Consider the following 13,851-nt stretch of genomic DNA (forward strand, 5'->3'; position numbering starts at 1 on the left):
GCGCCTTGTGTTGTTGAGGTCAGCGTCTTTGGGAGCGCAGGATATGAGATTTTTTGGAACGGCCCGCTTGATGTTCGGCGTGCTTGGTGTGGTTGCACTCGCTGCGTGCGACACGGCTGAGGAGCGCGCGGAAGGCCACTACCAAAAAGGCATCGAACTCCTTGAGGCTGGAGATGTCGATCGCGCGCTTGTGGAACTGCGCAATGTTTTCCAACTCAACGGTCTGCACCGCGACGCCCGGGCGCTCTATGCGGCGACTGTTCTTGACCAGGGCAGGATCAGTGAGGCTTTCGGGCAATACCTGAGACTGGTGGAGCAATACCCGGACGATCTGCAAGCGCGCATCGTTCTCGCCAACCTATCTATCGACGGACGTCAGTGGGAAGAAGCAACGCGTCATGTCAACCGCGCCAGGCAAATTGCAGCGGACGATTTCGAGGTTCAGGTCCTCGATCTTGTCATGCGGTATCGCGAAGCGGGCTTGAACGGCGACGATGACACGCGCAGGACCCTGCTCACCGAGGCGGAGGCCAAGTTGGCGCAGGCGCCAGAGAAACTCACGTTGCACAACATTCTGATCGACGGTGCCATCTGGCAACAGGATTTCGATCTTGCGCTACGGCGTGTCGATGCCGCGCTGGAATACAACAAGGAAGCGGAGCAGCTCTACATGTTTCGCCTCGCGGCGCTCGAACAGCTCGGGCGCACCGTCGAAATCGAAGAACAGCTTCTCGAACTTGTTGCTCAGTATCCAGATGTGGATCGCTACAGGCGTCTCGTCTTGCAGTTCTATCGCCAGCAGAACGAGCCTGAAAAGGCCGAGTCGTTCATCCGTTCCGTGGTTTCCCCGAGCGACGAAGATCCGACGGAGTACGTGGCCTTCGTGCGTTACCTGCGGGACACTCGTGGCATTGAAGCGGCCCTTTCCGAGCTCGAGTTGGCGAATGAGACAGTGCCGGATCGTCCCGTTCTTCAGGCGCTCGAAGCCTCGCTGATCTTCGATCTCGGGCGGCGGGATGAGGGGATCTCCAAGATGCAGGCCATCGTGGATGCTGCGAACGAGTCCTCCGATACGAATCGTTTCAAGGTTGCCTTGGCTCAGATGCTTCTCGCGACTGGAAACGAGGTTGGCGCGCGTCAGCTCGTCGAGGAAACTCTGGTGGAAGACCCGACCAACGTGGATGCGATTAAGATGCAGGCGAGCTGGCTCATCGACAGGGATGAGACCGAGCGCGCCATCAGCTTGCTGCGGACCGCGTTGGACCAGACCCCTGACGATCCTCAACTGATGACTCTGATCGCCAACGCGCATATGCGCAACGGGGACCGGGAACTCGCGCGGGATCTGCTGAGTCTGGCGGTGGAGACCTCCAGCTATGCGCCGGAAGAGAGCTTGCGCTACGCCCGTTTGCTGGTGAGCACCGAAGAGTTTCTGACCGCCGAAGATGTGCTCGTAAATGCCCTGCGCCGCGCGCCGTCGAATACGCAACTTCTTTTGGCCTTGGCCGAGGTCTACTTGCAGTTGGAAGATTGGGCGCGCGCTGAGCATGTCGAAACAACGTTGCGTGGCCTCGATCAACCGGGGGTGCGTGAAGCAGCCGACAGCATTCGTGTCGCGATCCTGAACGGTCAGCAGCGTCAGGGCGAAGCGCTCGACTTGCTGTCGAACCTGGCGACGCAGGATGGCGGAAACTTCACAGCCCTGACAGCCACGGTTCAGTCCTTGTTGAATGCGGGCGAAGCGGAGCGCGCGCGCGCCATGGTCGATGAGGCCTTGGCGCAAGACCCGGACAGTTTCCAGGTTCTCGTTCTCGATGCGGCGCTTAAAAATTCCGTGGGCGACTTCGAGGGTGCTGCGAAGTCTTATCGCGCTCTGTCTGCGCGCCAAGAGGCCGGAGAGAGGATCTGGTTGGAACTCGTGCGTACCTTGAACCGTTTGCAACGCCCTGGCGAGGCTCGCGCCGCGCTCGCCGAAGGCTTGGAGCGTTTTCCGCAGGGCGCAAACCTGCTCTGGGCTCAAGCCTCGACGCTTGAACAGGCGGGCGATATAGACGGCGCGATCGAGATCTACGAGCGTCTTTACGAGCAGTCCAGCGGATCCATCGTCGTCTCTAACAACCTCGCGAGTCTGCTGTCGACACACCGGACGGACGAGGCGAGCATCGAGCGCGCTTACCGGATTGCCCGTCGTCTGCGCGGCACCGAGAACCCGGCGTTCCAGGATACTTATGGCTGGCTGGCATACTTGCGCGGTGATTACGCAGAGGCTGTCGAGTATCTCGAACCTGCGGCCGCGGCCCTGTCGTCGGATGCGCTTGTACAGTATCATCTCGCCATGGCTTATCTCGCGGCAGAGCGGACAGAGGATGCCGCAGAGCAATTCCGCAAGTCACTGGCGCTTGTGGGGCCAGACGAGACCCGGCCTCAGTTCGCCACCGCTCGAGAAGAGTTGAACAAACTCGAGACGGTTAACCAGTGAGCAAGAGTGTGTGTTGTGGAATGATCATCGTGCGCGACCCATGGGGCTGCACACGACCGAGTGACTATGCAATCCATCGACCCCCAAACCGTAAATTCAGGTGATTTGAATGTCGACGTCTACGGATTTTCTAGGTCGTGGCCCATCTGGCCTGAAAGTAAATTTTATCGGGCTGACGTCCTTTGTGCTGCTTCTGGTGGTATCGCTGCCTTTGTTCTGGTCGGGGTTCGTGTCCCTCGCACGGGCGTGGTCGACACCCGAGTATAGCCATGGTCCGCTGATCCCTCTGATTTCGCTCTATCTGTTCTTGCGCGAGCTGCGGGACAAGCCTGCGGCCACACCGGGCGAGGCTGTGAACCGCTGGCCCGGAGTCCTTGTCATCGGACTGGGTCTTCTGATTGCGCTTGCTGGAAACCTCTCCCGGATTCCGGACATCATCACTTACGGGTTCATCATATGGACCGGCGGGGTCGTGCTGACGGTGTTCGGTTGGAAACAGGGTATCAGGCACCAGCTGCCTGTGTTCCACCTAATCTTCATGCTGCCGTTGCCGCAGTTCATGTACTGGCACATGACCATATTTCTGCAGGGTATATCTTCGGTGGTTGGGGTCTGGTTCGTGCAGTTGGCGGGCGTGCCCGTGTTCCTCGAAGGCAACATTATCGACCTCGGGGTCTACAAGCTGCAGGTTGCCGAGGCGTGTTCCGGTTTGCGGTATCTCTTCCCCATCTTGTCCTTCTCCTACCTGTTCGCGATCCTGTACCGCGGTCCTTTCTGGCACAAGATCGTGCTGCTGGTCATGGCGGCACCGCTCGCCGTGTTCATGAACTCCGTTCGGATCGGGATCATCGGCATCATGGTCAACTCCTATGGCATCCAGCACGCCGAGGGCTTCATGCACTTCTTCGAGGGCTGGGTGATCTTTGGATCCTGCATCGCGATCCTCTTCCTGACTGCAATTGCCCTGCAGCGTCTGACACCGAACCCCCTGCCGCTGAGCGAAGCGATCGACCTTGACTTCAACGGGCTTGGAGGGATCTCCGCCCAGATCACGCAGATCAGCAATTCGACCCAGATGATGGTGGCGACCGGCATCACCGTGGTGTGCTCGGCCCTGCTTCTGGCGCTCAACCCAGGCGCAGGCGCACCCGTTGAACGCGATCCATTCGCGATCTTCCCGCGCACGATAGAAGACTGGCGGGGGGTGCAGGTGCCGCTTGACACTCAAGTCGAGCAAGTCTTGGGCGCCGACGATTATATAAATGCCACTTACCAGAACAGGGTCACGGACACCGCGATCAACTTCTTCGTCGCGTTCTATAACAACCAAACCGAAGGGAGCGGTATTCACTCGCCGGAGGTTTGTTTGCCCGCGGGTGGCTGGGAGGTGTTTTCCTTGGAGCCATATGAAGTCTCGTTCCCGGATACGGAATATGGCACGTTCGAACTGAACCGCGCCGTCATCCAGAAGGGCCTCGTGAAGCAGCTTGTCTACTACTGGTTTGAGCAGCGCGGGAAGCGTCTGACGAACGATTATGTGGCGAAGGCCTACGTGGTCTACGATGGGCTGATGCACGGTCGGACCGAAGGGGCGATGGTCCGTTTCGTCACCCCGATTTACGGAGATGAAGACGAGGCTCTGGCGGATCAGCGTTTGCAAGAGTTCATGGAAGAGGCACTGGTCAAGCTGCCGCGCTTCGTTCCCCTTTGAACACCTTGAGATTATGACTACGGTGCCTGTCAGGAATGCTTCCTGACGGGCCCTATTTTTCATGAAAGATCTCAATCCGATTTCCCGCGCTCCGGGCCCTGAAGAAAACGCCAACAGCCCCGCGCAGGTCTCGATGATCGCGCCGCTTGTCATCATCGGCTTCTGCATTCTCGTCGAAGGTATCCTGCAGCTGGCCAATCTCGGCATGATTGATCATCCACGCCTCCGCGCGGAAGTGGTGGAATACCTTGGGTTCTGGCCCGGGCTTTTGGGCACGTGGCGCCCAAACTACGCGGGGCAGCCATATGCCATGTTCTTTACCTACGGGTTTCTGCACGGTGGGCTGCTGCATCTCGTGCTGAACATGGTGACGCTCTATTCGCTCTCGCGGGCAGTGATCGATCGTGTCGGTAGCGGCAAGTACCTGCTGCTTTACGCGGCAACGATCATAGGAGGGGCGATCGGCTACTGGCTGCTGACCTCGAGTCTCCGACCCATGGTGGGAGCGTCTGGCGCCTTGTTCGGGCTCGCAGGGGCCATTGTGGCGTGGGACTATCTCGACCGCTTCCTGTTGTCAGAAGGGCTATGGCCGGTCCTTCGAACGGTTCTTTTCCTGGTCGGGCTGAACATTGCGCTCTGGTGGGCAATGGGGGGGCAGTTGGCCTGGGAAACCCACCTTGGGGGCTTTGTCACGGGTTGGGTGATGGCCATGCTGCTCGATCCTCGGGGACGCCCCATGGACGACCCGCCGCCTACAGATCAGTAATCTCGTTCGAAAAACAGGCCGATTGCGCTGTCATCGGTGCCCGCCGTTCCCCGCGCTGTCAGGCTATCAGTCAGGTCGATGTTCAGAATGATTTCGGTTTCTCCGTCCGCGTTCACATCCACATTGGTGTAGACATCGTCAGAGATATACTTGCCGAGCCGAAGACTGGTTTGCCCATCCTCGTCGGTGACAAGGTCAAGGTCGTCGAGCCCAGCTTCCTCCCGCAGAGAATTGAAAAGACCCAGCCCCGTACCATTCTGCACGGCGATAAGGGCGTTCGCCAGCCTCAGCGCCTGAATCGGGCTCAGGCTGTTTATATCCGCATTGAACAGCAGGCGCGCCAGCGCTTCGTCCTCGGGCAGGGGCGGGTTGGACTCGAAGCTCACCTCTGGATCATCTGCAGGCCCTTCGACGATGGCCGACACCTCGACATCGTCGCTGGTGACGGTCGCCAGGAAGCGAATATCGGGGATGAGATCTGCGCTCAGACGGATGTTGCCTTCCGTCAGTTCCAGGCGCTGGCCGAGAATGTTCAGTCGTCCGCGCACAAGGTCGAATTCGCCGACCGGGCGGGGGTCGGCGGTGGTGCCCGTCACCCGGATATCCCCACCTAGTTCCGCATCCAGTCCGAACCCACGGACGAAAATCTGAGACGGTGCATTTACTGTCAAATCCAGTCCGATCGCGGGGCCGCCGCCCCCCGAAGGTGGTTTCGGCACTGTGACAAGCCCCGCGCGTGTCAAGGTTCTGCGCACCGGCTCGGGCGCACGTACATGTCGCAAGCCGTCGATTTCGCCGCTGGCCCCGGCCCCGTCGGGTACGCGTATCTCGGTCTGATCGACATTGATTACACCGGTCAGTGCCGCGCCTCCGGTCAGTGGGCCTGCGAAGGCGATCTCACCGTCCAGTTCAGTTGCGAGGAAACCCTGTATTGCCAGTCTCAGATCATCTAGAACAACGCTGAGGTCCGCCACTTGCGATCCGGTTAGCCCTAGACTGCCGCCGAGGTCGATCCTGCCACCGCGATTCCCGCGTCCAGAAAAGTCGAGGCCCAGAGTGCCGGCATCAAGCTGCGCTGAGCCGCCTAGGTTCTCCAGGGCAAAGCCGATGGAAGGGTCGGCCACGCGCGCGTCCTGGAGGGATACGGTGCCTGAAACCGCCTCCAGTCCCAGGGGTCCTGCAACCGCCAGGTCGAAATCCAGTCTGCCGGTGGCGGTTCTTGGTGCGATGAATGGGCTTGCGATCACCAGAGAGGTGCCCCCACCCACGGTCAGATCAGCGGTTGTGAAATTCGCGGCCACATCTCCGTCGATCGACAGGTCCAGACCCGCGGGCCCCGAGCCTTGGCCTGACACCCGCAGTGTTTCTCCGCTCTGGGTGACCGTGCCGGTGAATGAGGTCGGACCTGGCAGGTCCGGCACAAGTCGCGCCAGATTGTCGAGTTCAGCGGTCAGCGAAATCTCTCCAGCTGCATTGCCCAGCGTGCCCTCAGCCTCAACGCCGATTGCCGTAGTCTGAAGGGAAGCTTGGCGGATGGAGATACCGTTTTCGTCCCGTGCGCCATCGAACGCCAGGCTGGCCGTGCCACCCAGCAGGTCGTCCGCTTGCGCAATGCCGGTCCGCAGCTCATCTGCGTTTCCACGAATCGCAATGTCGAACATGCCCGACAGAAGTGTAGCCGTCCCCTCGATATCCAGCGACACAGCCCCGTTCAGATCTTGTCCGGCGAGCTGTGCGAAGCGCGACAGGTCGGGTGCATCAAGACTGATCGCCCCGTCGAAATCCACGCCGGCCGCGAGGTTCGCGAAAAGTCCGGTGAGGCTAAGCTCGACATCGCCCAAGGCAATTTCGGCGCCACCAATGTCCAGAGGCTCCCCCTTGCGCCAGGCAAAAGAGGTCGCGAACGCGACTTCGTCCCGCACAGCGCCCTGCAAGGTCGGGTCGCCCAGATTGAGCCCACCCACGCCCCCGCTGAGCTGACCGGATACGGCACCGACTTCGGTGTTGCTTGGCAGGGCCAGTTGGCCTGCACCGCGCAGGTCGATGGTATCCAAGGAAATATCTCCTTGCGAAAGGTCCGAGGCGGTTATGACAGCGGACCATACCGATGCGGCTGCCTCATCATAGGAAAAACTGATATACGCACGCGACAGTTCGGTGGGACTTCCGGGCAACGGCAGTGCAATCGGTTCTCCGTCTTGGCCGTGGAGGCGCGCGAAGAGTGCGATCTTTTCCGGCCAAAGTGCTTCGGTCAGCGAAACGGTCGAGCGCAGATTGAGTTGATTCGTCGTCAAGTGCAGTCGGGGCACTGCGATGGCGCCGGACCCAGCCAAGACGGTTTCGATATCGATTTTCGTTTCTTCGCCGAAGAAGCTTTGCAGGTCCGCTATTACCAAGGGACGTACATCCCCGGAAAGGGATGCGATGATGCGCCTGTCCACACCGTCGGTTGGGTCCTCGGCTGCGGCGGCAAGCAATTGAACGACACCGCCCAACCGGGTGCTGTCCGCAGTGGCGAAATTCACGTCAGCCGTGAAATCCGACAAAAGGCCGCGGCCTGCCACGTTCAAGTCGAGCGCCGGTGCGTTCGGAATGCCCGACTTTCGCGCGATCAGACCGCCTTCGCGCGCCTGTGCGTCCAACTCCACCACCAGTTCTTCGGTCTCGTTCTCGAAACTGGCGTCGAGTTTGAGCGCCGTTCCTGTGACATCCGTGCGCAGCAAGTCCAGATTCACCGATCCTTCGCCATCCACCAGCCGCAAACCACCCTCGAGGGTCGCGACGACTTCTTCTCCGATGACCGGGGCGGCGACAAAGATCTCGCCAGCCGAGAAGCGCTCTACCTCTATGGAAACCGGCAGTTCTGGCAAGTTGAAGCTAAAGGGCTCGGCGGCGGCGGACGGCAACTCGGGGTCTTCTTCTGGGCCTGCGGGTAGGCGCAGGACGCGAATGCGCTCGGCCGCCAATTCCGCGACCTGCACACGCCCGCGCAGAAGAGCCGTCCGGGTCCAGTTCAGTGCCGCGTTCTCAATCTCGAGCCATGGCCCGCTCGGATCGGAAAAGGTCAGTTTCTCGATGGAGGCAGTCGAGGACAGCGCACCCGACAGCCCGTCCACAGTGACCTGAAAAGTCTCACTGGAGAGGCTACGCTCGAGCAGACCCTCAAGCCCACCTTTTTCTTCGTCCTGTGCCAGTGCTCCGAGGGGCAGCCACAGCAGGCAAAGCAGATATGTCAGAAACCGTTTCAAAAGGATTGTCCCAACCCGAAATAGAACTGCACACCGTCATCGGTATCGCCACCCACAGGTGCGGCGATGTCCAGCCGGATCGGCCCGACCGGCGTATCATAGCGCAATCCGAGCCCCGCACCGCTATGGCTTTTGCCCGATCCTGTGAAGACATCGCCCTCGGTGATGAAGCCGTAGTCGAAGAAACCAACGGCGCCGATCGTGTCAGTAAGCCTGTAACGGGCTTCCAGCGACAGGCCGGCAAAGCCTTCGCCGCTGCCGACGGTTCCGTTGCGGTCCACCCCGAGAGACTCGAACGGTTGTCCGCGGACTGTTCCACCCCCCCCGGAGAGGAACAGGAACGATTCCGGCACCGCACCAGAGCGCGCGTTGAACACGCTGCCGAGTTGCCCGCGTGCAGCAAGGGTTAGAGATTCCTCGGCGAAACTGCGATAGTATCGCGCGTCCACTGTCAGGCGGGCTCCGTCATCCGCATCTCTTTGCCCCAGGAAGGGGAACAGTTCTGCTTTGGCGTAGATACCCTCACGAGCATCCGTGGTGATCTCTCGGTTGTCATAGACCAGGCCAAAAGGAGCGCCAACGATCAGGAAATCGCGTTTCTCCGGGCGGAGATCGGTCCGCGTGGTTGTCAGCCGCAACCCACCATAGGTGAACAGGTCTTCGGTCAACCGATAGTCGAAGCCGATATTGAACTCGAAAATATCTTCGCGGAAGCTCTCGCTCGCCTCACGCGAGATGCTGATGGAGGTCCTGAAATCGCCCTCCGGTGCAAAAACCGAAGGTTTCACGAATGACGTTCCGACCAGGTATTCCAGCTCTGCATTGTCTTCGATTTCCCGTGACAGGGCGACATCGAAGCGCAGGCGTTCCGCCCCGCCAAGCAAGTTTCGGTGAAACCAGAATGCCGTCAGAGATACACCATCGCTGCTGCCGATTTCCCCGCCGAAGCCAAGGCGGCGCTTCTGCTCTTCTTGTACCTCCACAAGGATGTCGATCGTGTCGTCCGGGTTTGCCACCTCCGCTTCTTTCACGAGGGCGAAACGGAAAGCACCGGTTCTCTGGACGCGGCGTTGGATCGTGTCGAGGTTATCATCGGAAAACTGCATGCCGGGCTCGAAGCCGATCATGGCCTCGACTCTCTCGGTGCGGACATCTTCGTTCCCCGTGATTTCGAGGTTGCCAAAAGTCAGCCGAGGTCCGGTATCGAGGGTGACGGTCACGTCCAGTTCGGCGTCGGCATGATTTGCGGTCACGGATTGCCCGGCAACGGCCACCTTCGCGTGCCCTTGGTCGCGCCACCCCTGTACCGCGGCCCGGGCGGCCTGACTGATAAGCCCGCTGAGTGCTGGCTCCCCCGATTGGAACTCATCTGGAAGCTCGGTGTCCGGGGCTAGAGGGGTCACCTCTGCACGTCCGAACCGAAACAGAGGGCCGGGATCCACGGCGACGGCAATCGTGGCGACCTGAGCGGGCGTCTCGAACGGGGAAAGCGAAGAAACCTCGCGTCCATCGATCTCGATCGATACCGTCGCGGAGTAGTACCCCTTGGCATAAAGCGCGGAAACAAATCGCCGGTAGTCCGCTTTTGCCGCGGCAACGATATCCTGGCTTGTCGCGGTCTCCTCTGCGAGAGCAACACGGGTCAAGGACGAGGCACGCAAGGCGTCCTCGATCTCCTCCGGGGCCGATATCACCAGTTCCTGGGCCGTTGCGGGCGTCAGGAACAGCGCGGTCATTATGGGAAAGATCACCTTGTATGGTCTGAAATCCGCTCCCAGCATGTCCGCCGCCCTGTCAACCTTGCCCTTTGCCCGATCTTTACCTGATCTGCGTGGGCTCGCAAACCGATCCTCGCTGTGCTGCGCAGAAAGTGGTGCTGGCCAAGTTGCAGCGCATTTTACCTGTTAGCAGGCCCTTAAGACGACTGCGCTAAACCCTGTGTTGGGTGAAGTATAGAGGTGATGTGATGGGTGGGGATACTCCCGCACCGGTCATCATCAAGCGAAAAAAAGTTGTTGCCGGCGGCGGTCACCATGGTGGTGCATGGAAAGTCGCCTACGCGGACTTCGTGACCGCGATGATGGCTTTTTTCATGCTGATGTGGCTGTTGAATGCGACGACCGAAAAGCAACGCAAGGGGATTGCGGACTATTTCAATCCGACAATCCCGGTCAACCGCATTTCCGGTGGTGGCGAAGGTATGTTCGGAGGTGACAACATCTTCTCCGACGTCTCCTTGGCCCGCAGCGGAACCGGCGGGTCCGAAAACTCGTCCAGATCCAGCCAGCTCGAAGCCCTCAGGGCCGCAGAAGAAGCGCGGATGCAGGCGCTGTCCGAAGATCTGCTGGGGTTGTCGGGTGAAAGCGATGTGGCCGAGCAGCTGCGCCGGCATGTCAGCACGCGTGTGACGGATCGTGGCCTTGTGGTAGATCTTTTCGATCAGGGCGAGGCGACGGTCTTCGTACCCGGATCAACCGAACTGACCCTCTTGGGCAAAGCCCTTCTGAAGGTGATCCATGAGGTGTTTTCCGTTGTCGACAACCCTCTGTCCATCACCGGGCATGTGCCGAGTCAGCCGGTCGTTCTGCGCGAACGGGATGCATGGGAGGTCTCGACATCTCGGGCCCATGTGGCGCGCAGCACCCTCGAGTCCTATGGGTTTGCCGAAAGCCGGATCATGAAAGTGGCCGGGCAGGCGGATCGCAAGCCAGCTGCTTATCCAGATATATCAAGCAAAAACAACAGATTGGAAATTGTTCTCCTGCGAAATGGGATGTCCGGATAAAAAAATATGGCGTGATTAGGGCAGCCTTAACTGCTTGGGCTCCAAGGTCCCGCCAATGGAGTCGATGCAGCAGAAAGGCGCAATATGACTATTTCCTCCTCTCTGAATGCGGGAGTCTCGGGGTTGAATGCCAACGCGACCAGGCTGGCCACGATTTCCGACAATATCGCGAACTCTTCTACCTACGGGTACAAGCGGGCCGAAGCGGACTTTCAATCTCTCGTCATCAATGGGAACAGCAGTGGAACCTATTCTGCTGGAGGTGTGCGGGTCACGACGACCCGGGTCATCGATGAACAGGGACCCCTTGTGACAACCAGCAACCCCACAGATCTTGCTGTCGGCGGGAGCGGGATGTTGCCTGTGACAACGCTGTCCGCTCTGGATGAGAATACCGGCGGTTATCCCTTGAGCCTGATGACGACCGGGTCGTTCTCGCCCAATGCGGACGGAGTTCTGACCACGGAAACAGGTATGGTTTTGATGGGATGGCCGGCAGCGCCCGATGGGACCGTGCCGGAGTTTCCGCGTGATACCGTCGACGGTTTGGAACCGATCACCGTCAATCTCAACCAGTTTGCCGGAGACCCGACCACGCGGATCGACCTCGGCGTGAACCTGCCGGCAAGCGAAACCGAGGCAGGATCGTCCGGTGACTCGATCGACCTTTCGATCGAGTACTTCGGAAATCTCGGAACCTCTGAAACGCTGGGCGTGACCTATACGCCCCAGGTGCCTGCGTCCGGTGCGTCCAACACCTGGACCATGACGATTACGGACTCTGCTTCGGGTGGCGCCGTTGTTGGCGAGTACGAACTCACTTTCGATGATAGTCGCGGCGCGGGTGGCACTCTGGCGTCCGTGACGGCTGTTTCCGGCGGTCCTTTCGATCCGGTGCAGGGGACGGTCGAGATTACCGCTGACGGTGGACCGGTTACGGTGAAGATCGGTAGCGTCGGGGACGAAAACGGCATGACACAGCTGTCTGATACGTTTGCACCGGTGTCGATCTCGAAAAATGGGTCGCCTGTTGGAAATCTCTCTACCGTCGAGGTGGACCCCAACGGATTTGTTGTCGCAGTCTATGATACCGGCTTCACGCGCACCATCTACCAGGTTCCCTTGGCGGATGTGCCCAATCCCAACGGACTCCTGAGCCGGGACAACCAGTCCTACATGATATCGCCCGAAAGTGGCCCGTTTTTCTTATGGAATGCGGGCGAAGGACCGACAGGGGATGTGATCGGCTTTGCACTTGAAGAATCGGCGGCGGATGTGGCCGGAGAGCTGACCCGGCTGATCACGACGCAGCGGGCGTACTCGTCCAATGCCAAGATCATCCAGACCGTCGACGAGATGTTGCAAGAAACCACTAACATCAAACGTTGATCCTAGGATTGGATCATGTCTGTCACTTCAACCCTCGGAAACGCCCTGTCCGGTCTTACGGCCGCGAGCAAGGCGGCCTCTGTCGTCTCTTCGAACATCGCGAATGCGACGACAGAGGGTTATGGGGTTCGACAAGTCCAGACCACGTCAGTCTCCCTGAATGGCCAAGGCTCGGGTGTGCAGGTCGTCAGCGTGTCCCGCAATGTCAATGAAGGCGTTCTGGCGGATCGACGCGCGGCAGACGCAGCCTATGCGCAAGCAGCGACCCTAGCCAGCTTCTATGGCAGTGTCGAAGGCGCAATCGGCCTGCCTGGGGATGAGGGCTCCTTGAGCTCGGAGTTTTCCCAGTTCGAAGCCGCCCTGGTTGAGGCGGGCAGTCGCCCGGACTCCGATGCTCGGCTCGCAAATGTGGTGAGAGCAGCTGAAAGCCTCGCCGGAACCCTCAATGATCTGAGCGCTGACATACAGTCGGAGCGGCTCGAAGCGGAAAAGGAGATTGCGCGCCAAGTTGATAATTTGAATACATCGCTCGCGCAAATCCAAGATCTGAATGGAGATATCCGGTTGCAGATCGCTGCCGGGAACGATCCCCTTGGCCTGATGGATCAACGGCAGGTTCTCATAGATCAGATCGCCACCATCGTGCCGGTCTCCGTTGTGGACCGTGACTTCGGGCAAGTCGCTCTGATCACCGAGAGTGGTGGGGTACTTCTGGACGGTACGGCAGCTGAGATCTCCTTTCGGGATGTCGGACTGATTACGCCTGAAATGACGGTCGCATCAGGCGGCCTTTACCAGGTCGAAATCAACGGATCGCCCGTGGACTCAACGTCGCCCAACAATCCGCTTAAGGGGGGATCTCTGGATGCCCTGTTCGAGATCCGTGACGAACTGGCTGTCAGCGCCCAAGGGGATGTCGACGCGGTAGCGCGAGATCTTATCGAACGGTTCCAGAATTCCGCGATTGATCCAACATTGAGTGCAGGAGAACCCGGATTGTTCACGGATGCCGGAGCCCTTGTCGATCCGGCCAACGAGGTCGGTCTTGCCGGCCGCATCGAGTTGAATGCGCGGGTCGACCCCGCAAAGGGCGGCGAAGTCTGGCGCGTTCGCACCGGTCTCGGGGCAACGTCACCAGGGGACCCAGGCGCGGGTGGGATCATACTCGCGCTTTCGGATGCCTTGTCTGAGCCAAAGGTCGTCGCATCCGGATCTTTTTCTTCAATTCCGCGCACCGCGGCTGTTCTCGCAAGTGACTTGCTCTCCACGATTGGTGCCGCGCGACAGGCCTCGGAGAACGAGGTTTCCTATACTGCGGCGAAATGGGAAACGCTCAGGTCGCTTGAGCTAGAAGGCGGCGTCGACACGGATGCCGAGTTGCAAAAGCTTCTAATGATCGAAACAGCCTATGCGGCTAACGCGCGGGTTATTCAAACGGTTGACGAAATGCTCGACCTGTTGCTGAGGATCTGA

Annotated in this window: 8 protein-coding genes; 6 read left to right on the forward strand and 2 right to left on the reverse strand. The window is 59.6% G+C overall.

What is annotated here, in order from left to right; translation table 11 throughout:
* Window positions 1–43: 43 nt before the first annotated feature.
* From PVW48_RS15470 to PVW48_RS15480, 3 genes are all read left to right on the forward strand, one after another.
* Window positions 44–2,479, forward strand: a complete 2,436-nt coding sequence (locus PVW48_RS15470; protein ID WP_012180044.1) for a tetratricopeptide repeat protein — start codon at window positions 44–46, stop codon at window positions 2,477–2,479.
* Between the two features lie 109 nt (window positions 2,480–2,588).
* Window positions 2,589–4,190, forward strand: coding sequence for a VPLPA-CTERM-specific exosortase XrtD (xrtD, locus tag PVW48_RS15475; protein WP_274581970.1), 1,602 nt, complete (start codon window positions 2,589–2,591; stop codon window positions 4,188–4,190).
* A gap of 61 nt (window positions 4,191–4,251) precedes the next feature.
* Entirely contained in the window at window positions 4,252–4,956 is a 705-nt protein-coding gene (locus PVW48_RS15480) for a rhomboid family intramembrane serine protease (RefSeq protein ID WP_274581971.1), read from the forward strand.
* Here PVW48_RS15480 and PVW48_RS15485 read toward each other — a convergent pair.
* Window positions 4,950–8,204, reverse strand: coding sequence for a translocation/assembly module TamB domain-containing protein (locus PVW48_RS15485; protein WP_274581972.1), 3,255 nt, complete (start codon window positions 8,202–8,204; stop codon window positions 4,950–4,952). The two genes, PVW48_RS15480 and PVW48_RS15485, sit on opposite strands and share 7 nt — an antisense overlap.
* Window positions 8,201–9,985: an autotransporter assembly complex protein TamA gene (locus tag PVW48_RS15490; RefSeq protein ID WP_274581973.1), complete on the reverse strand. Its 1,785-nt coding sequence runs from the start codon at window positions 9,983–9,985 to the stop codon at window positions 8,201–8,203. The genes PVW48_RS15485 and PVW48_RS15490 overlap by 4 nt, the downstream gene beginning before the upstream one ends.
* Window positions 9,986–10,170: 185 nt before the next feature.
* Between PVW48_RS15490 and PVW48_RS15495 the strand changes: the two genes are divergently transcribed.
* From PVW48_RS15495 to flgK, 3 genes are all read left to right on the forward strand, one after another.
* Window positions 10,171–10,989, forward strand: coding sequence for an OmpA/MotB family protein (locus tag PVW48_RS15495; protein WP_274581974.1), 819 nt, complete (start codon window positions 10,171–10,173; stop codon window positions 10,987–10,989).
* A gap of 84 nt (window positions 10,990–11,073) precedes the next feature.
* The gene (locus PVW48_RS15500; RefSeq protein ID WP_012180038.1) at window positions 11,074–12,378 is read left to right on the forward strand and encodes a flagellar hook protein FlgE; all 1,305 of its coding nucleotides are present in this window, start codon (window positions 11,074–11,076) and stop codon (window positions 12,376–12,378) included.
* 15 nt (window positions 12,379–12,393) lie between these two features.
* A complete protein-coding gene (gene flgK / locus PVW48_RS15505; protein ID WP_274581975.1) occupies window positions 12,394–13,851 on the forward strand; it encodes a flagellar hook-associated protein FlgK in 1,458 nt (485 codons plus the stop codon).

This window comes from Dinoroseobacter sp. PD6 (assembly GCF_028807315.1).
Taxonomy (GTDB): domain Bacteria; phylum Pseudomonadota; class Alphaproteobacteria; order Rhodobacterales; family Rhodobacteraceae; genus Dinoroseobacter; species Dinoroseobacter shibae.

Excerpts from the sequence above, each read along its gene's own strand:
- PVW48_RS15470 (WP_012180044.1), top strand. The coding sequence starts at position 44 with ATGAGATTTTTTGGAACGGCCCGCTTGATGTTCGGCGTGCTTGGTGTG.
- xrtD (WP_274581970.1), top strand. The coding sequence starts at position 2,589 with ATGTCGACGTCTACGGATTTTCTAGGTCGTGGCCCATCTGGCCTGAAA.
- PVW48_RS15480 (WP_274581971.1), top strand. The coding sequence starts at position 4,252 with ATGAAAGATCTCAATCCGATTTCCCGCGCTCCGGGCCCTGAAGAAAAC.
- PVW48_RS15490 (WP_274581973.1), bottom strand. The coding sequence starts at position 9,985 with ATGCTGGGAGCGGATTTCAGACCATACAAGGTGATCTTTCCCATAATG.
- PVW48_RS15495 (WP_274581974.1), top strand. The coding sequence starts at position 10,171 with ATGGGTGGGGATACTCCCGCACCGGTCATCATCAAGCGAAAAAAAGTT.
- PVW48_RS15500 (WP_012180038.1), top strand. The coding sequence starts at position 11,074 with ATGACTATTTCCTCCTCTCTGAATGCGGGAGTCTCGGGGTTGAATGCC.
- flgK (WP_274581975.1), top strand. The coding sequence starts at position 12,394 with ATGTCTGTCACTTCAACCCTCGGAAACGCCCTGTCCGGTCTTACGGCC.